We start from the raw sequence: 18,554 nt of genomic DNA on the forward strand, positions 1-18,554 counted from the left end.
GAAAAGCAATCCCGGACTCCCTTATGTAAAATTTCTATTGGCAGGGAACAAAAAAGTTCAACTGAAAACTTTGCCCAATCCTTTTTTTATTTGGTAAGAAGAGGCAGAAGTGTGGTCAAATCATACACTTCTGCCTCTTCTCAAGTCTTTAGATTCTTATAAGAGCGATTCAGCTCCGTCAATATACACTTCAGTCCCGGTAACGTGGGAGGACATGTCCGATGCAAGGAACAAAACAAGGTCTCCTGCTTGTTCAATCGTTCCGGCTTTCTTTGCAAGTGGTTGAGAACCTTCGGGATACTCAATCGGTATTTTGATTTTTTCCAAGTTTTCATCTTCAGGATAGGTATTGTCGTCGATGTTGGTGTCTATGGAGCCTGGGCAGATGATATTCACGCGTATTTTGTACTTGGCCAATTCAAGTGCAGCCATCTTGCCGAAAGCGACCTGACCGGCTTTTGATGAGCTGTATGCGGAAAAACCAAAGTTCTTGAAAAAACGGTTTCCGTTAATGGAACTGTTAATGGTGATGCTGCCGCCTGTTTCCTTCATATAGGGAATGGCGTATTTTATGGTTAGGAAGGTTCCTTTCAAGTTGATGTTGAGTGTTTGGTCCCAATCTTCCGGCTTAATATCTTCAATGGGGGCAATTACCCCGTTAATACCAGCATTGGCAAACACAAAATCAATTTTTCCAAAATGCTCGAAGGCGGCCTGGAAAGCCTTCTCAACCTGTTCGGGTTGGGAAACATCCGTTTTGATGATTAAAGCTTCTCGTCCGAGGTTTTCGACTTCTTCCTTGACCTTTTCGGCATTTTCAACTGTGCGGTCAAAAAAAACGATGTTTGCACCGTTTTCCGCAAGTTTAATGGCGGCACCCCGGCCAATTCCGGATCCTCCGCCGGTAATGATGGCGACTTTATTCTTCATCAATTCTGTCATTGATTTCACACGCTCCTTTTTAATGTACTTCCCATGAGGGAGTATGTAGAAACATCAAGTCAGTAGTAATAGGAAAAGTATAAAGGAAAATAGATTGAAAAATCCAATATAAACCAAATTTTTTAGCGTTTTTCTTTATTTTTTTGCAAAGTCTGGTTATATTGAGGACAAAGTCTGTTAATTAAAAGGAGAATCTAACGAATGATACGTTATGGGATTATTGGTACAAATTGGATTACAGAGCGTTTTTTGAATGCGGCAAAACACGTGGAAGGCTTTTCATTAAATGCGGTCTATTCGCGCACAGAAGAAAAGGCCAGGGATTTTGCAGATAAGTATGGAGTTAAACATACATTTACAGACTTGGAGGAGATGGCGAGCAGTTCCGAGATTGATGCGGTCTATATAGCCAGTCCCAATTCTCACCATAGTCGCCAGGCAGTCATGTTTTTACAGCAAAAGAAACATGTCTTATGTGAAAAACCATTGGCTTCGAACGCCGAAGAAGTGAGGGAAATGATACAGGCGGCACAGCAAAACGAAGTGCTGCTCATGGAAGCGATGAAATCAACGATCATGCCAAGTTTTGAAAGCCTAAAGGAAAACATCCATAAAATTGGTGAGGTTCGCCGTTACCAAGGAAGTTACTGTCAATATTCTTCCCGGTACGATTCGTATAAATCAGGTACCATATTGAATGCATTCAACCCTGAGTTTTCAAGCGGCTCTTTAATGGATTTAGGTATTTATGCCGTTTATCCGCTTGTCGTTCTATTCGGTAAACCGAATAAGATCCAGGCATCTGGAACACTACTAGAGTCAGGAGTTGACGGTCAGGGTACCATCCTCCTTTCATATAATGACATGGAAGCCATCGTGATGTTTTCCAAGATCACTGAATCGACTCAACCTTCAGAAATACAGGGAGAAGCAGGTACCATCCTCATCGACAAAATTTCCAGTCCGAACGAAGTGGATATTTGCTACCGTGATGGAACAAGGGAGAGTCTTTCGGTTAAACAAGAGTTTCCTCCGATGTATTATGAAGCGAAGGAGTTTGTAAAATTGATCCAGCAGGGGAAAACGGAATCGGATAAGAATACATTTGCCCATTCATTATGGTCGATGGAAATCATGGATGAAGCTAGAAAACAGATAGGTGTCGTTTTTCCCGCAGACCGAAGATAAGCATTTTATTAGACATGATTCGGCAAAAAGCGTATAAATGGATGTTACAGAATGCCTATTTTTGGGTAGATTTTTAGTACATAGAAATTTCAGATGTTGGAGGAATTAATATGAAATGCAAGATTAATCGAAATGCAGCAAAGGTATTACAAAAGATGTTGAGTAGCGAAGAAGCGGAAGGGAAAATGATTCGGGTGTATATCACGCATATGCACGGCGATCATGCCCACTATGAGATGAAGCTTGATGTTCCGACGGAGCATGATGAAATTGTCAAGACGGATAAGGATATCGATATACTGCTGGATTCACGTGAAGAATTCTTGGACGGAGTATGGATTAAATATTTTTATGTGCCAGAAGAAGGTTTCGAAATAACCAATCCTTCGAAAGAGCCTCACGGCCATCACCATCATTAAAAATTAGGGGGAATTAGGCATGACAGAATTATACGAAAAGCTTTTTCAACCATATAAATTCTCTTCTGGGGTCGAAGTGAAAAACCGTATCATGTTGGCACCGATGACGCATTATTCTTCAGATGACCAAGGATACGTGACGGAAGAGGAATTAGCTTATTATGCAGAGCGTTCGGCAGGAGTGGGTACGGTAATCACAGCGTGTGCCTATGTAATTGCAGGTGGAAAAGGATTCCCTGGCCAATTCAGTGCTGATGATGATGCATTCATTCCATCACTCCGAAAAGTGGCAGAAACCATTCAAGGCAAAGGGGCCAAAGCCATTTTACAAATTTATCATGGAGGTCGCCAAAGTCCGCCGGATTTATTACCAGATAATCAACCTGTTTCTGCAAGCAGCGTTGCTTCAAGCGAGGGTGCACCTGTTCCTCGTGAAATGACGGAAGATGAAATTCAAGAAGTGATTAAAGCGTTTGGAGAGGCAACGAGAAGAGCCATCGAAGCAGGATTTGATGGTGTCGAGATTCATGGGGCGAATACATATTTACTTCAGCAGTTCTTCTCTCCTCATTCCAACCGTCGCACAGATAAATGGGGGGGAACGCTTGGAAAACGTATGATTTTCCCACTTTCCATTGTTAATGAAGTAGAAAAGACTGTGGAAGAGCATGCGAAAAATCCGTTTGTCATCGGCTACCGCATTTCTCCGGAAGAGGGTAGCGAGCCTGGCATCACTTTGGATGATACGCTTCAATTCGTAGACCGGCTTGCGAATCAAAACCTGGACTACATCCATGTATCGGTAGGCCATTTCTGGAACGGCTCATTCCGTGAGAGTGATAGAACGGAATCGAGAATCGTTAAAATATATGAAAAAGTGGGCAATCGAATTCCAGTAATCGGAGTAGGGGCCCTTCATACACCTGAAGAAGTGGCAGAGGCCATGGAAACGGGCGTTCCTTTTATTGCACTTGGCAGGGAGCTGCTTATGGAACCGTACTGGATTGAAAAAATCAAGGCCGGTAAAGAAAAGGAAATACGCACGACACTTTCGAAGAAGGATCAAGATGAATTGGTCATTCCAGATCCCCTTTGGGAAAAATTAATCAATGTAAAAGGCTGGCTTCCAGTCGTGGATTGAGTATGAATAATAAATGATCCCGTCCTTTGTTAAGGACGGGTATTTTTTTGGATGAAATTTATCTATCGATTGTAACCGATGAATGAGAATGAGAGCTTCTCTTCTTTTTTCTAAACATAAGCAAACCAATGATATAAATGATGAGAAAAGCTATTAAAATAATATCCGTCATTCGTATCGTGGCAACATCTGAAACAATTCGACCGGTATATTGCAAAAGGTTATGGAGGAAGTGAAAGATGATCGGAATGATGACCGATTGAGTTTGAATGACGAGTAAAGCTAAGACGAGACCTATTAGTAATGCATAGAACACTTGTATGAAAATAGAAAAGGATGGATTTTGAAATGCCTGGGCAAAGTGCCCAATCCCGAAGAATAAGCTTGAAATGATGATGGCCTTGATCTCTCCCTTTGGTAGGAGGATCTTCAGCATCAAGCCACGAAATACGGATTCTTCGACAAAGGCATTTGTCATAATCCCCAAACTTAATAAGACTAGATAAGAAAAGGATTGAATGGACACTCCTTCGTTGAAGATGACAAGAAGGATTAAAAAGAAGAGCAAGGGCGTATATAAAACCCATTCCCGGACGGATAGCTTCCGGATTGAATGAAAATAAAAGGTGCCCCATCGATTCTTTATAGTAAAATAAAAAATCAAGAGGAGTGCTAGCGGAATGAAGCCCATAAAAGGCGCAATGGGGTTACTCATCTTTGTTATTTCAGTGATGGCAGCCCCTGTTGAAACGAAAAGCAAAGTGATGATTTCAAGTCCGATAAGAGTTAAATAAGGTCGTTTGAACGTCATTTCATTTTTCATTATATAAGTCATCATCTCCCCTGGTTTGTGTTAAATATTCGTTGCTCGATTGGATTAATCCTGCTACCTTTCAGGCTGAAGATTAACATACAAGGCGCAGAAAGAAATCAGCTTATTTCTTTTGCGCCTCTTTTATTCGCATCTCTACCATCGTTACTCAATACGAAGACGACAAGCCCTTTCATTTGTCCAATTTTTGTTTCAGGTATATGGACTCGCATTCTATGTTCCTAAAACTCATTAATAGGTCGGGCACCTAATTTACTAGTGTAGAGGGATGGTCCTATTTTGTAATCAAAACGTAATGAATTGTAAATAATTGTTTACAATGTAAGTAATGTACAGTTTTACGTTTTACTATATAATATGGGAACATGGTTCGAAACCATGAATAAACCCGACAAAGGAGATTACATATGAGAGTTACTTCTTACAATCTATCAAATCCTCAAAGGTTTACCGTGAAAAGAAAACTCCCCTTACACTTTTTCTTTTTCTAAGATGTAAGGCGACTACGTCGCTACCCCAAAATATGTACACCTACTTTTTTTCAATAACCGTTTTCAATAGAGTGGACTAAAAAAATGAAGGATGTGAGGGTGAATTTATGATGAAGGATAGTAGATTCCAAGGATACAACATGAAAGGATTTCAAAAAGACCTGACGGCAGGCCTGGTAGTGGGAGTGGTAGCCATTCCCCTTGGACTAGCTTTTTCCATTGCATCCGGAGTGGAACCCATATATGGCTTGTATACGACGATCATTGCAGGAATTCTCATTTCGCTTTTGGGTGGGTCTAAGTACCAAATTGGTGGGCCGACTGGAGCCTTTGTTCCATTACTATTTGGAATCGTCATGCAATACGGTTACGAAAGTCTTCTCATTGCCGGGTTTTTAGCCGGGATTATGTTGGTGGTGATGGGACTGCTTAAATTAGGGAATATGATGAAATTCATTCCCCGCCCCGTTATCATTGGTTTTACGACAGGCATTGCGATCATCATCTTTTCCGGCCAAATTGCTAACTTCTTAGGCATGAAGGTGGAAAAGCATGAAACGTTTTTAGCTAATATGAAAGAATTGGTGGTTAAAGCAGATACGATAAATGTCTATAGCATAGGTGTGGCGCTAATATGCTTTATTGTGATCCTGTTAGCACCGAAAGTACTTCCACGAGTACCAGGACCTCTTCTTGGATTACTTGTTTCCACAGTGGTAGCCTTCTATTTCTTCCCTAGTAAGGTGGCTACGATTGGATCTACATATGGAGCGATTCCAAGAGGTTTCCCTGAATTTAAAGTGCCAGAGCTTTCGGTGGAAATCATTATCAACCTTCTCCCAGTGGCGATTACAATCGCATTATTAGGAGGAATTGAATCATTGTTATCGGCAACCGTGGCAGATAACATGGGTGGATCAAAACACGATAGCAATAAGGAATTAGTCGGTCAAGGCATAGCCAACATCGCTACACCATTCTTTGGCGGAATCCCGGCTACAGGTGCTATTGCCAGAACGGCCACGAATATTAAGACTGGGGCCGTTTCACCAATGTCAGGGATTATCCATGGAATCGTGGTCTTGATGGTCCTGCTCGTCTTATCTCCTTATGCCACACATATTCCTTTAGCCAGCATGGCGCCAATCCTCATGTTTGTCGCTTGGAACATGAGTGAACGGAAGGAATTTGCCCATGTCTTAAAAACAAGGTCGGCTGATTCTGTTGTACTGTTTGTGACATTTCTTGTCACTGTTTTAACGGATTTAATCATGGGTGTCGGTATCGGTTTATTGATTGCCTTCATCACCTTTATCATTAAGATGAGCCACTCATTAAAGATCAGGGAAAGAAGTCACGAAGTTTATCCGGAAATTATTCCAACGACTGCAAGCTCGGATTCAAGAATCGATGTTTACAATTTGGAAGGTCCCTTATTCTTTGGATCCATTGATGTACTGGAATCTAATATTTTGGAAAATTTGGATAATAAGACGGGCGTTTTAGTATTGAGCATGCGAAGGGTATCCTATATGGATACGTCAGCCGAGGCCGCTCTGCTGGCCATTGTCAATCGAATAAGGAAATATAAAGGGAAATTAGTCATCTCCGGAATTCAGCAACAACCTAAGGAGTTGCTAATAAGTACCGGGTTATATCATAAAATAGAAAAACAGCATTTCTTTAAATCCAAGGAAGAAGCTTTATATTTTGCCAAGCAATATGTAAATGTCAAATCAGATCAAGTAGTCTTATAGATGTAACCCTAAAGTCATCCTTTCGGCTTTTTATGGTATAGTTACCGTAATGAGAGATTATAAAAGAAGGTGACTGTCTGGATGGATTTATATCGGATTGGCCAGCTTGCTGAACTAGCTAATGTATCAAGGAGAACCATAGACTATTATACACAATTGGGATTGCTCACCTATGAGAAGACTGGATCGAGGTATCGATATTATACGAAGGATGCGCTCAATCGACTTAGTATGATTGATCGATATAAAGAGCAAAACATGCCGTTGACCGAAATCAAGGAGCGGCTGCAGATCTGGTCTGACAAACCTGTGGATTCGGGAGAGGTACTAGCAAAAGTCGATAAGATTTCTTTAAACCTGAAAGAACTGGAGCGGGAAGTTCTTGAATTAAAGCCACTCTTGGAACAGCTGGATGAACAGCAACTGAAGTTTGCTGTTCATCAGCTCTCCCTAAGAGGCGGATCTTTGATTAGTATCATGAACGCGCTTACATGAACAAGAGTTTTTCCTCATTCAAAAAAGACCACTTTGGTCTTTTTTTTATTTTTTCCGTAGCTTGTAAGAGTAATAAAAACTTTTTTTCGGCAAAGGGGAAGGAGATAGGGGAATGGGAAAAGAAGAACTATAATATATAGATTCAGAAAGGGTGAGTGGATGATTGGTTCAATTGTAACGACGGCAAAAGGGCATCTTCAAGGAACCGTAGAAAATGGTGTAGGCGTTTGGAAAGGCGTCAGGTATGCGAGAGCTCCAATCGACGAATTGCGTTTTCGCTCCCCGGAGCCTGTTGAAAGATGGAACGGTGTCCTGGATGCAGTCAATTTCGGCGCTGTGCCACCACAACCTTTGGAAAGGGCAGCCAGGATGGGGATGACAGGCAGTGAAGAAATGGATGAGGATTGTTTATTCCTGAATATCTGGTCTCCTAATGCTGATGATCGGAAGCGCCCGGTCATGGTTTGGATTCCAGGTGGAGCATATATTACGGGATCGGGTTCGATTGATATGTACAACGGTCATGTGTTAGCCAAAACAGGAGATGTAGTGGTTGTAAGCATCAATTATCGGTTAGGTGCTTTAGGATATTTGGATTTTACGGAGTGGAATCATGAGGAGGAACTCTTTGATTCCAACCTAGGTTTACGTGACCAAGTCGCTGCGTTGAAATGGATAAAAGAGAATATTGTAGCATTTGGAGGAGACCCGGAGAATGTTACGGTATTTGGTGAATCAGCTGGTGGAAATGCCGTTACGACTTTACTCACAGTACCTTCTGCAAGAGGGCTTTTTAAACAGGCCATTGCCCAAAGTCCTGCTCCTACTTCAGTTTACGGAAAAGGTTTTGCACGACAGTTCAGTAAGAAATTTCTCGATATTCTCGGGATTGAAGAGAATGAAGTCGATGTGTTAAAAACACTTCCCGTCCAGAAAATCGTTACAGCTTCATATGAATTATTACAGCAAAACTCTCAAGATCTCCCTGGTTCGCTTTCTTTTGGTCCAGTCGTTGATGGTGACTTTTTACCTGACTATCCATTGGAAGCCATTCGTTCAGGAGCCACTGCTGGAATTCCCCTTCTTATTGGTACAAATAAAGATGAAGCGACTTTATTTGACCAAATGGATCCCCCGTTAATTCCGACAACCGAAGAAATGATTCATAAGATGTTCGAAAATACAGATCCTGAAGCGGAGGAGCGAATCACCAAGGCTTACCTAACCTTCCCTAATAAAGAGGCTACCCTAGGCTTGGGGCGTGATGCGACTTTTCATATGCCTTCGGTTTGGTATGCAGAGGCATACAGCCGTCAGGAGAAAACATGGATGTACCGCTTCGATTACCAAACCCCCTCTTTAAAGTTTAGCAAACTAGGGGCGACGCATGGGATGGAGATTTTATATGTTTTCCAGACTTTCGATTCTATAGTTGGAAAACGGATTACTGCCTTTGGCGCTAAGCGTGCTGCCTTGAAATTATCTCGACGGATGCAAGGTCACTGGATTAACTTTGCGAAATATGGGAATCCCAATCCGCCGGAAGGAGAAGTCTGGCCGAAGTATGACGAAACGAATCACTATACGATGATTTTTGATAAAAGGGATTATATAGAAAAGGATCCCAATAGGGTTCACCGGTTGGTTTGGGAGGGTGTAAGAATATATAAATGAAAGAAAAACAGCATGGAAGAAACGGAGGAAAATAAACATGGATACATATCATTTTCAGCCAACGAAAGAGTTTGCAGGAAAATTGGACCAATGTGATGCCTTAGCCATTTATCGGAAGGAATTTTACTTGACTCCCGGGACCATCTATATGGACGGAAATTCATTGGGACTATTATCGAAGCGGGCGGAAAAAAGTCTTTTGAATTCATTGGAAGACTGGAAGAGATATGGAATCGAGGGATGGACGGAAGGTGATAACCCTTGGTTTTATTTCTCTGAGAGATTGGGAGAGTTGAGTGCCCCTTTGGTGGGGGCGTCAGGTGATGAAGTAATTATGAGTGGCTCGACGACAGCGAACCTTCATCAGCTGGTGGCAACTTTCTTTGAACCGAAGGAAGGACGGAACAAGATATTGGCCGATGAGCTGACGTTTCCGAGTGATATTTATGCGCTTCAAAGCCAGCTTTTGCTACACGGGCTTGATCCGGAAACACATTTAGTGCAGGTGAAAAGCCGTGATGGTAAACTTCTTATGGAAGACGATATCATTGCCGCGATGTCAGAGGAAGTAGCCTTGGTCGTGTTGCCAACGGTTTTGTACCGCAGCGGACAGATTCTGGATATGAAACGATTAACAAAGGAAGCGCACACTAGAGGAATCATCATTGGGTTTGATGGGTGTCATTCAGTGGGTGCTGTTCCACACCAATTTGACGAGTGGGAGGTCGACTTTGCATTTTGGTGTAATTATAAACATTTGAATGGAGGACCGGGAAGTGTTGCAGGCTTATATGTCAATCGAAAACATTTCGATAAAAGGCCAGGGTTGACTGGATGGTTCGGGTCAAAAAAGGATGAACAGTTCGACATGAAACACTCATTCTCCAAGTCTGATTCAGCAGGGGCCTTTCAGATCGGAACGCCACATATATTAAGTATGGCTCCACTAGTCGGTTCGCTTGAAATGTTTGCCGAAGTGGGTATCGAACAGATTCGTACAAAATCTTTGCTTTTGACACAATATTTTATGGAATTGATTGACTCTGAACTTATGGAGTATGGGTTTTCATTCGGGAACCCTCGAGATGATTTTCGAAGGGGGGCTCATATTATCCTTGAGCACCGAGAAGCAGCACGGATATGTAAAGCGTTGAAGAATGAGGGCGTCATTCCGGATTACCGCGAACCGGATATGATCCGGCTTGCACCTGTCTCCCTCTATACCTCCTATCAGGAAGTATGGGAAACGGTCCAGGCACTAAAAAAAATCATGCAAGGGAAGTTATATGAGAGTTATGAAAATATACGGGGAATCATTGCCTAGTTTGGAAAAGAAACATGGAAAATAATAAATTGAAAAGAGAGTTATCAACCAATCAAATCACGATGATCGCAATGGGATGTGCGATTGGGACTGGCTTGTTTTTAGGGAGCGGTCTAGCGATATCGATAGCCGGTCCAAGCGTATTGATTAGCTATGCTGTCGGTGCGTTCGTTGTTTTGTTATTAATGGGATGCTTGGCGGAAATAACGGTCGCTTATCCAACTTCCGGATCCTTTGGGACGATTGCCGAGAAGTACATCAGTCCACTTGCAGGCTTTCTTGTCCGATATTCCTACTGGATAGCCAATGTCCTTGCCATTGGGGTCGAAGTCAGTGCAATCGCTGTTTATATGAAATACTGGTTTCCTGATGTACCAGGGAGTGTGTGGATTTTTCTTTTTGCCGCCTTACTCATCTATGTAAATGCAACCAGTGTCAATACTTTCGGGAATTTTGAATATGTATTTTCCTTGATTAAAGTCAGCGCCATCGTCATTTTCATCTTACTGGGAGCTTATGTTTTGATTGGTGCCGAACCAGCCTCGGGAATGGGGATGGAGAACTATGTGAATGCAGGGGGGTTCATGCCTTTTGGTTTTTGGGGATTATGGGTGGCTGTTTTCATTTCTCTCTTCAGTTTTTTAGGGACAGAAATGATTGCAGTGACTGCAGGAGAAGCCAAAGATCCTGATATCGCTGTGCCACGAGCCTTGAAGGCAACCGTTTTCAGGCTGTCGACTTTTTACGTACTGACAATCGGCATCATGTTGATGATCGTTCCATGGCAGGAAGCGGGCGTTGAAGTGAGCCCATTCGTGAAGGTCATGGAAATATTAAATATCCCGGGAGCCTCCGGAATCATGAATTTTATCATTTTGACGGCAGCTTTATCAGCAATGAATAGTCAGCTGTATGCTTCCACAAGAATGATCTTTTCACTATCCGAACAAAGGCAGGCACCGCCTTTCTTTAAGAAAGTGAGTCGAAAAGGAGTACCGGTCCGCGCCTTGCTCATCTCCACATTGGGTATTTTTCTGGCTGCGGGGATAAAGGTCATTCTTCCCGATACATCTTATGCATTCATGATGGGGATATCGATGTTCGGGGCCATTTTCACTTGGTTCATGGTGTTCATCTCCCATCTGTTTTTCAGGCGAAACTGGGAAAGAACAGGGGGGCGGAAATTACCTGTCAAAATGTACGGTTATCCTTATTTAACGATACTTGGAGCGGTTTTTCTATTGGCCTTAACGGTAACAACCTGGTTTACCGAACCCTTTAAAATCGTTTTGCAGTTCGGTATTCCTTGGTTGATCTTTCTATGGCTCACATACATGTTGATGATGAGAGTAAAAAGAAGATAAAGGGAGTGACGCATGCATGGATAAGGAATCAATCGAAGAAAGTCGCTTGGAAGAAGGAATGGTAACGAATTTTGAAAAAGAGATGTCCTACGGTGACTATCTGAATTTGGACCAAGTATTATCGAGTCAGAGGTTGCTTTCCGGTCATCATGACGAAATGCTGTTTATCGTTATCCATCAAACCAGCGAGTTATGGATGAAATTGATTCTTCATGAATTGACTGCGGCTACGGAGCATATCACGGAAGGAAGATTGGAACCTTCCTTCAAGATGCTATCACGGATTTCGAGAATTCAACAGCAGCTCGTTCAGTCATGGAATGTGCTCTCGACCTTGACCCCATCCGACTATATGGAGTTCCGGGATAAACTCGGAAACTCATCGGGCTTCCAATCCTTTCAAAACCGAATGATTGAAAGTGCAATGGGACAAAAAAACAAGCCAATCTTGGCCGTGTTTCGTCATCAGCCTGACCTTTATGAATCCCTGGTGTCGGAGTTGAATAAGCCCAGTATTTACGATGCGGCAATTGGAGCCTTGGCCGCGAGGGGGTTTTCTATTGAAGAATCGATGTTGAACAGAGATTGGTCAGAACCTTATGTGGAAAACGAGAGTGTCGAGAAAGCCTGGCTCGCGGTGTACAGGGATGTACAGCAATATTGGGATCTATATGAATTGGCTGAAAAACTGGTGGATATCGGCAGTCAACAGCAGTTCTGGAGATTCAATCATATGAGCACGGTGGAGCGGATTATAGGACAGAGAATGGGAACTGGAGGTTCTACTGGCGTGAACTATTTAAAGAAGGTAGTGAATCAGCCATTTTTCCCCGAACTTTGGACACTTCGGACAAAATTGTGAACGGAATGATTGGAGAGGTAACGATGCATAAATGGAAAGATATTTCTCAGCCGCTTAAAGAAAATACGCCATATTGGCCAGGAGATACACCATATTCCTATCGCTTGAATGCTGAGATAGCCAGGGGATCTTCCGTAAATGTTGGCGAAATTCGCATGAGCACACATTTAGGTACACATATTGACGCACCTTTTCATTTTGATGAAGAAGGAAAGAAAATCCTGGAGCTGGACTTGGATTTATATATCGGGGAAGCACTTGTCGTCCAGGTCGATGTCGATAGAAGTATTGGGATAGAAGCTTTAGTTGACAACGAATTGAATGGGATCGAGAGATTATTGCTGGCAACGGGGAAGTGGAAGGACCTCAGCCAATTCCCTGATGCAATTCCGGCAATCGAACCGGACTTAGCCTCCTTCTTAGCTGAAAAAGGGGTGAAATTGCTCGGATTGGATTTGCCTTCCGTCGATTATCTAGACAGTAAAGAATTACCTGCTCACCATGCCCTGGCAAGTTGCGGGATTCACATTCTTGAAGGCCTTGTTCTTCAAGGCGTAGAACCGGGTCTGTATGATTTGGCCGCACTGCCACTCGCTTTGGAGAAGGGGGATGGCAGTCCGGTCAGAGCGGTGTTGAAACGAAAGGATTAGGTGAGGAGAGATAAGGATGAGCAAAATCGGTATTTATGGATCTTCCTTCGATCCTATTACGAATGTACACTTATGGACGGCATCGACCATTGCGCATCGAGCCAAGCTTGATAAAGTCATTTTTTTACCATGTGCCAATAATCGGATTGATAAACAGATGAAAACAAGCAATGAGCACCGCTGGAATATGCTAAGTCTCGCCATCAAGGAAAATCCGTTATTTGAAGTGAGTGATTATGAAATATATGAACGAGCAGGAATCAGCAAACAGTATACATGGTATACGATGGAGTACTTTAAAGCGCAGTATCCGAAGGATGAGGTATATTTCATCATGGGGGCCGATTTGCTTCAAGATATGGATAATCAGGAATTACCGGTGCATCTTCGCTGGAAATTCAGAGAAAAATTGATTGCGAATCATAAATTCATTATCATGGCCCGAGAAGGAATAGATATGCTCAAGGTCATCTCCAAAAGCCCTTTACTGAGAAATTATGATAATGGCAATACATTTCACCTAATTGATAAAGGTCTTTCCATGGAAATCAGTTCAACATATATAAGAGACGAGTTCAGCATGGGCGGAGAGCCAAGATATTTACTGCCAGATGTTTGTTATCAGTATATTGTAGATCATGGACTCTATAAAACAACTCAAAATGTTTAAGGAAGGGGCCCAATCACTTAGGTGATGTGGGCTCTTTCCTTTTTTATTTAACTCGTGTGATTTAGATTGAAAATGAAATTTAATCAGAATATTATAAAAAGTTGAAGCGGTGCTAAACGTAATAGTATAGGGCATTTGGAAGGGAGCATTCTTAACGGGAATGCTTAAAACGGTCTGGAAGACAAAAAACACAGTTGACAACTTGGGATACTTTGCTTTAAGGTAGGGATACGTAAAAAAGAAAACAGAATATTTGCTGATCAGAAAACTGAAGGCATACTATTTCCTAACTTTAAATGAGGAAGTAGTATGCCTATTTTGTTTAAAGAAAGTTAAAAATAGGGGGAAAGATTATGAAAAGGTTATTGGCGTTTTCAAGTTTGGTTTTAGCATTTGGGGTGCTAGCTGGTTGTAGTTCCGAAAAGACTGAAGGAAAAGAAGGAAAGCCTAAATCCGTAGAATTACTGAACGTGTCCTATGACCCGACCCGTGAGTTGTACCAAGAATATAATAAAGCCTTCGCGAAACATTGGAAGGAAGAAACAGGTCAAGATGTTACGATTCAGCAATCGCACGGAGGCTCTGGTAAGCAAGGAAGAGCGGTCATTGACGGATTGGAAGCGGATGTCGTGACGCTTGCATTGGCTTATGACATCGATGCCATCAATGAAGCGAGTAACCTTTTGGAAAAAGATTGGCAAACGCGCCTGCCGGAAAATTCAACACCTTACACGTCGACCATTGTATTCCTAGTAAAAAAGGATAATCCGAAAGGCATCAAAGATTGGGATGACTTAATCAAAAAGGATGTTTCCGTCATTACTCCAAACCCAAAAACAAGCGGGGGGGCAAGGTGGAATTATTTGGCCGCATGGGCATTTGCCGAGAAGAAGTTCAATGATGATGAAGCAAAAGTAAAAGAGTTCATGAAAAAACTTTATCAAAATGTGGAAGTGTTGGACTCCGGTGCTAGGGGTGCCACGACTACATTTGTGGAAAGAGAAATCGGTGACGTACTAATTGCTTGGGAAAACGAAGCGTATTTAACGCTTGAGGAATTCGGCGATGATAAATATGAAATCGTCAATCCTTCCATAAGTATTTTAGCCGAACCTCCAGTGGCGGTAGTCGACAAAGTGGTTGAGAAAAAGGGAACGAAGGAAGTGGCGGAAGCATATCTAGAGTATTTGTATACGGATGAGGGGCAAGAAATTGCGGCTAAGAACTTCTATCGACCAAGGGATGAAAAGGTTCTGGCAAACCATAAAGAACAGTTTGCCGACATTGACATGGTAACGGTTGATGAGAAATTCGGCGGCTGGAATGAAGCCCAGAAGACCCACTTCAATGATGGTGGTACATTCGACGAAATATATCAACCAAAATAAGTGTTAGAGGGGAAGAGGGATGTTTGATTCTTCTTCTCCTTCACTAATTAAGTAGAAAGAGCTGGGGAGATACCATGAATATTGTGACTGAAGTCAAGCGGAAGAGAAAAAGGACGATACCTGGTTTTGGGTTGGCGATGGGATTGACATTACTGTATTTATCCATCATCGTCTTGATTCCCCTATCCATGGTTTTTTTAAATACATTTTCAATGGGAATGAAGGATTTTTGGGAGACCATCACTGAACCAAGAGTTGTTGCTTCCTATAGATTAAGTTTTCTGACGGCTTTAACTGCGGCATTTGTGAACGCAGTTTTTGGCGTTTTAATTGCCTGGGTTCTGACACGTTATGAGTTTCCAGGGAAACGGATCATCGATGGCCTGGTCGACTTGCCTTTTGCCCTTCCAACGGCAGTTGCCGGCATTACGTTAACCACTTTATACTCACCGAACGGGTGGATTGGACAGTTTTTTGGATTCAAGATTGCCTTTACCCCTATCGGGATTATCATTGCCCTCATTTTTATTGGTCTTCCCTTCGTTGTACGAATGGTTCAACCCGTGCTTGAAAATATAGAAAAGGGGATGGAAGAAGCATCTGCTTCACTAGGGGCAAACCGAATGCAGACATTTATTAAAATTATTTTTCCAGAATTGATTCCCGCAATCTTGACGGGGTTTGCCCTATCATTTGCGAGGGCACTTGGCGAATACGGATCCGTCGTGTTCATTGCCGGCAATATGCCTTTTAAGACAGAAATTTCCCCTCTTATCATCATGACGAAGCTTGAACAGTATGATTACCAAGGGGCAACTGCCGTGGCGACGGTTATGCTTGTCATTACATTTCTGATTTTGCTCACCATTAATATCTTGCAATGGTGGACTAGTAGAAGATATTCCGCAAAATAGGAGGGGACCTTGTTGGCCAATCATCATCCTGTGGCTACAGAGCCAAATAAACCAGTCATCTTAACAAGAAACGCTACGAAGGAGCCAAAACTTATCCAATGGACCCTTATTTCCATTGTATTGCTATTCTTGACGCTTTTTTTGGTCGTTCCGTTGATTGCTATCTTTGTAAAAGCCTTTGAAAAGGGAGCGGAAGCGTATGTTGCTGCGATTGCTCACCCAGATTCTTTGGCTGCCATTAAATTAACGTTGATCGTTGTCCTGATCACTCTACCTTTGAATGCCATATTCGGGGTAGTGGCGGCATGGACGATTACAAAATATGAATTTAAAGGGAAGAACTTTTTAGTTACGTTGATCGATCTTCCATTTTCCGTGTCACCGGTCATTGCCGGTTTGATATTCGTCCTATTATTTGGTCTGAATGGAGCGCTTGGTCCATTTTTACAGGCGTACGATATAAAAGTGATATTTTCCATACCGGGCATTGTCATTGCTTCCCTATTCATTACATTCCCTTTTATAGCACGGGAATTGATTCCACTTATGCAAAGCCAGGGAACCTCTGAAGAAGAAGCCTCCCTTACCCTTGGTGCTGGCGGGTTCAAGACTTTTTGGTATGTAACGTTGCCCAATATTAAATGGGGCTTATTATACGGAATCATTTTGTGCAATGCGAGGACGATCGGGGAATTTGGAGCCGTATCGGTTGTATCAGGCCATATACGCGGCATGACGAACACGATGCCACTTCATATTGAAATCCTATACAATGAATATCAATTTTCAGCGGCATTCGCCGTGGCATCGTTAATGTCCATTTTTGCAATTATAACGTTGGTTTTAAAGAGTCTAATAGAATGGAAAACGGACCTGAAATCTACAAAAGCTAGGTAGGGGGATGTACAATGAGCATCATCATCGAAAACGTTACAAAATATTATGGGTCGTTTCAAGCCCTACAAGATATCAATCTAGAAATAAAAAGTGGGGAGCTTGTTGCGTTACTGGGTCCCTCGGGTTCGGGGAAAACTTCTTTACTCCGCATCATAGCTGGTCTTGAACAGTCAGAAAACGGACATATATTATTTAATGAAGAGGATTACACAAACAAGCACGTGAAGGATAGGAATGTCGGTTTTGTCTTCCAGCATTATGCCCTTTTCCGCAACATGACCATTTTTGATAATGTTGCATACGGTTTAAAGGTACGGCCTAGAAAAACAAGACCTAGCAAAAAAGCAATTGAAGAAAAAGTTACGGAACTGCTCCAACTGGTTAAACTGGAAGGATATAAAGATCGCTATCCCTCTCAATTATCCGGGGGCCAGCGTCAGCGCGTGGCTTTAGCCAGGGCACTGGCCGTAGAGCCAAATATTTTGTTGCTCGATGAACCATTTGGGGCACTGGACGCCAAAGTCCGTAAAGAACTTAGGCGTTGGTTAAGAAAGCTGCATGACGAGTTCAATGTCACGAGTGTCTTTGTAACACATGATCAGGAAGAAGCGATGGATGTCGCCGATCGGGTCGTCATCATGAATGAGGGGAAAATCGAACAGATTGGAACACCAGATGAAGTATACGAACATCCAAAGAATCCATTTGTTTATGACTTTCTCGGCAGTGTTAACCTATTCAAGGGAAAGGTACATCAAGGAAAGCTTGCAACCGGGAATGTGGAAATTCACGTACCGGATAGTGAGGACGGAGATAGCACAGGATATGTAAGATCTCATAACTTCATTATCGAAAAAGGACCATCCAATGTCGATTCTATTGAATCCATCATCGATCATATTCATGCAATCGGACCGATTGTCCGTATTGAAGTGATTCGTCAGGACATTCAGGAACCGCTCGAAATCGAACTTACAAAAGACCAATTTAATCAGCTTTCTTTAAAAAAGGGAGATATTGTGTTTGTTCGTCCAAAAGAGTTGAAAGTTTTTGTTGACTATATGGCTGGAATCTGAAAAATGTAAGGGAATCATACTAATAAGAACTCTCTAATGAAAGCGAAAAAATGTAAAAAATATGGTCCGGAACCGAATCAAGGTTTCGGACCATATTCTTTTTAAAAAGTAATAAGTGCCTTTTTTTGACAACACCAAAGCTATTGACTATCATAAGTTGTGGTTCTTCTATACTAATAATTGGATAGATTATCATGTGGGAGTTTGTCGTTTTACTAGAAGAAACTTGTCAAATATTGGTCTATATATCTCGTCTGAATGTCGAAAAAATATGTTTAATGTTAAAAATGAAATATAAATGTAATATTGCTATTACGTATTTGACAAAAAGCGGTGATATACTACGTATTAGGTAATAAGCTCAAAGAAATTCTGTATTTTATGTAATATGAAATCAATCCTAGAAAAGTACATAATGCTTTTAAAAAATAGAGAAGAGATTCCTGTGGTTCAATTTGATTGCTATTTTC

Annotated in this window: 17 protein-coding genes; 15 read left to right on the top strand and 2 right to left on the bottom strand. The window is 42.0% G+C overall.

Features of this window, described 5'->3' with window-relative positions; all coding sequences use genetic code 11:
• Window positions 1–156 precede the first annotated feature (156 nt).
• Window positions 157–942: an SDR family oxidoreductase gene (locus ACQKIC_RS08435; protein ID WP_402867862.1), complete on the bottom strand. Its 786-nt coding sequence runs from the start codon at window positions 940–942 to the stop codon at window positions 157–159.
• 201 nt (window positions 943–1,143) lie between these two features.
• Here ACQKIC_RS08435 and ACQKIC_RS08440 point away from each other — a divergent pair, with 201 nt between their 5' ends.
• The 3 genes from ACQKIC_RS08440 (at window position 1,144) to ACQKIC_RS08450 (ending at window position 3,690) form a co-directional block, all read left to right on the top strand.
• Window positions 1,144–2,130, top strand: a complete 987-nt coding sequence (locus tag ACQKIC_RS08440; protein WP_402987529.1) for a Gfo/Idh/MocA family protein — start codon at window positions 1,144–1,146, stop codon at window positions 2,128–2,130.
• 110 nt (window positions 2,131–2,240) lie between these two features.
• Entirely contained in the window at window positions 2,241–2,549 is a 309-nt protein-coding gene (locus ACQKIC_RS08445) for an iron-sulfur cluster assembly accessory protein (RefSeq protein ID WP_402867864.1), read from the top strand.
• Window positions 2,550–2,568: 19 nt separating this feature from the next.
• Complete coding sequence (locus ACQKIC_RS08450; protein ID WP_403123671.1) at window positions 2,569–3,690, top strand: NADH-dependent flavin oxidoreductase; 1,122 nt, start codon at window positions 2,569–2,571, stop codon at window positions 3,688–3,690.
• A gap of 58 nt (window positions 3,691–3,748) precedes the next feature.
• Here ACQKIC_RS08450 and ACQKIC_RS08455 read toward each other — a convergent pair whose 3' ends face one another.
• Window positions 3,749–4,513, bottom strand: coding sequence for a CPBP family intramembrane glutamic endopeptidase (locus tag ACQKIC_RS08455; RefSeq protein WP_427668599.1), 765 nt, complete (start codon window positions 4,511–4,513; stop codon window positions 3,749–3,751).
• A gap of 607 nt (window positions 4,514–5,120) precedes the next feature.
• Between ACQKIC_RS08455 and ACQKIC_RS08460 the strand changes: the two genes are divergently transcribed.
• The 12 genes from ACQKIC_RS08460 (at window position 5,121) to ACQKIC_RS08515 (ending at window position 18,084) form a co-directional block, all read left to right on the top strand.
• Complete coding sequence (locus ACQKIC_RS08460; protein ID WP_402955938.1) at window positions 5,121–6,770, top strand: SulP family inorganic anion transporter; 1,650 nt, start codon at window positions 5,121–5,123, stop codon at window positions 6,768–6,770.
• A gap of 81 nt (window positions 6,771–6,851) precedes the next feature.
• Window positions 6,852–7,265, top strand: a complete 414-nt coding sequence (locus tag ACQKIC_RS08465; protein WP_402987537.1) for a MerR family transcriptional regulator — start codon at window positions 6,852–6,854, stop codon at window positions 7,263–7,265.
• Between the two features lie 159 nt (window positions 7,266–7,424).
• The gene (locus tag ACQKIC_RS08470; RefSeq protein WP_427591009.1) at window positions 7,425–8,939 is read left to right on the top strand and encodes a carboxylesterase/lipase family protein; all 1,515 of its coding nucleotides are present in this window, start codon (window positions 7,425–7,427) and stop codon (window positions 8,937–8,939) included.
• Between the two features lie 37 nt (window positions 8,940–8,976).
• Window positions 8,977–10,263, top strand: a complete 1,287-nt coding sequence (gene kynU / locus ACQKIC_RS08475) for a kynureninase (protein ID WP_427591010.1) — start codon at window positions 8,977–8,979, stop codon at window positions 10,261–10,263.
• 14 nt (window positions 10,264–10,277) lie between these two features.
• Entirely contained in the window at window positions 10,278–11,627 is a 1,350-nt protein-coding gene (locus ACQKIC_RS08480) for an amino acid permease (RefSeq protein ID WP_402867871.1), read from the top strand.
• Between the two features lie 16 nt (window positions 11,628–11,643).
• Window positions 11,644–12,489, top strand: coding sequence for a tryptophan 2,3-dioxygenase (gene kynA / locus ACQKIC_RS08485; RefSeq protein WP_407407141.1), 846 nt, complete (start codon window positions 11,644–11,646; stop codon window positions 12,487–12,489).
• A 23-nt stretch (window positions 12,490–12,512) separates the two neighbouring features.
• Window positions 12,513–13,139 (top strand): arylformamidase, encoded by a 627-nt coding sequence (kynB, locus tag ACQKIC_RS08490; RefSeq protein ID WP_427591011.1) that lies wholly within the window; start codon window positions 12,513–12,515, stop codon window positions 13,137–13,139.
• A 16-nt stretch (window positions 13,140–13,155) separates the two neighbouring features.
• A complete protein-coding gene (gene nadD, locus ACQKIC_RS08495; RefSeq protein ID WP_402867874.1) occupies window positions 13,156–13,809 on the top strand; it encodes a nicotinate (nicotinamide) nucleotide adenylyltransferase in 654 nt (217 codons plus the stop codon).
• 353 nt (window positions 13,810–14,162) lie between these two features.
• The gene (locus tag ACQKIC_RS08500; protein WP_427591012.1) at window positions 14,163–15,197 is read left to right on the top strand and encodes a sulfate ABC transporter substrate-binding protein; all 1,035 of its coding nucleotides are present in this window, start codon (window positions 14,163–14,165) and stop codon (window positions 15,195–15,197) included.
• Window positions 15,198–15,271: 74 nt separating this feature from the next.
• Window positions 15,272–16,111, top strand: coding sequence for a sulfate ABC transporter permease subunit CysT (cysT, locus tag ACQKIC_RS08505; RefSeq protein WP_402867876.1), 840 nt, complete (start codon window positions 15,272–15,274; stop codon window positions 16,109–16,111).
• Between the two features lie 57 nt (window positions 16,112–16,168).
• Window positions 16,169–17,008 carry a sulfate ABC transporter permease subunit CysW gene (cysW, locus tag ACQKIC_RS08510; protein WP_402868547.1) on the top strand — a complete coding sequence of 280 codons (840 nt, stop codon included), beginning with the start codon at window positions 16,169–16,171 and terminating at the stop codon, window positions 17,006–17,008.
• Between the two features lie 11 nt (window positions 17,009–17,019).
• On the top strand, window positions 17,020–18,084 hold the full coding sequence (locus ACQKIC_RS08515) for a sulfate/molybdate ABC transporter ATP-binding protein (protein WP_427591013.1): 1,065 nt from the start codon (window positions 17,020–17,022) through the stop codon (window positions 18,082–18,084).
• Window positions 18,085–18,554: the final 470 nt, after the last annotated feature.

This window comes from Peribacillus sp. NPDC046944, assembly GCF_050272735.1.
Classification (GTDB): domain Bacteria; phylum Bacillota; class Bacilli; order Bacillales; family DSM-1321; genus Peribacillus.

Bases quoted from the DNA above. Each gene is read 5' to 3' on its own strand.
- ACQKIC_RS08435 (WP_402867862.1), bottom strand. From the start codon at position 942: ATGACAGAATTGATGAAGAATAAAGTCGCCATCATTACCGGCGGAGGA.
- ACQKIC_RS08440 (WP_402987529.1), top strand. From the start codon at position 1,144: ATGATACGTTATGGGATTATTGGTACAAATTGGATTACAGAGCGTTTT.
- ACQKIC_RS08445 (WP_402867864.1), top strand. From the start codon at position 2,241: ATGAAATGCAAGATTAATCGAAATGCAGCAAAGGTATTACAAAAGATG.
- ACQKIC_RS08450 (WP_403123671.1), top strand. From the start codon at position 2,569: ATGACAGAATTATACGAAAAGCTTTTTCAACCATATAAATTCTCTTCT.
- ACQKIC_RS08455 (WP_427668599.1), bottom strand. From the start codon at position 4,513: ATGAAAAATGAAATGACGTTCAAACGACCTTATTTAACTCTTATCGGA.
- ACQKIC_RS08460 (WP_402955938.1), top strand. From the start codon at position 5,121: ATGATGAAGGATAGTAGATTCCAAGGATACAACATGAAAGGATTTCAA.
- ACQKIC_RS08465 (WP_402987537.1), top strand. From the start codon at position 6,852: ATGGATTTATATCGGATTGGCCAGCTTGCTGAACTAGCTAATGTATCA.
- ACQKIC_RS08470 (WP_427591009.1), top strand. From the start codon at position 7,425: ATGATTGGTTCAATTGTAACGACGGCAAAAGGGCATCTTCAAGGAACC.
- kynU (WP_427591010.1), top strand. From the start codon at position 8,977: ATGGATACATATCATTTTCAGCCAACGAAAGAGTTTGCAGGAAAATTG.
- ACQKIC_RS08480 (WP_402867871.1), top strand. From the start codon at position 10,278: ATGGAAAATAATAAATTGAAAAGAGAGTTATCAACCAATCAAATCACG.
- kynA (WP_407407141.1), top strand. From the start codon at position 11,644: ATGGATAAGGAATCAATCGAAGAAAGTCGCTTGGAAGAAGGAATGGTA.
- kynB (WP_427591011.1), top strand. From the start codon at position 12,513: ATGCATAAATGGAAAGATATTTCTCAGCCGCTTAAAGAAAATACGCCA.
- nadD (WP_402867874.1), top strand. From the start codon at position 13,156: ATGAGCAAAATCGGTATTTATGGATCTTCCTTCGATCCTATTACGAAT.
- ACQKIC_RS08500 (WP_427591012.1), top strand. From the start codon at position 14,163: ATGAAAAGGTTATTGGCGTTTTCAAGTTTGGTTTTAGCATTTGGGGTG.
- cysT (WP_402867876.1), top strand. From the start codon at position 15,272: ATGAATATTGTGACTGAAGTCAAGCGGAAGAGAAAAAGGACGATACCT.
- ACQKIC_RS08515 (WP_427591013.1), top strand. From the start codon at position 17,020: ATGAGCATCATCATCGAAAACGTTACAAAATATTATGGGTCGTTTCAA.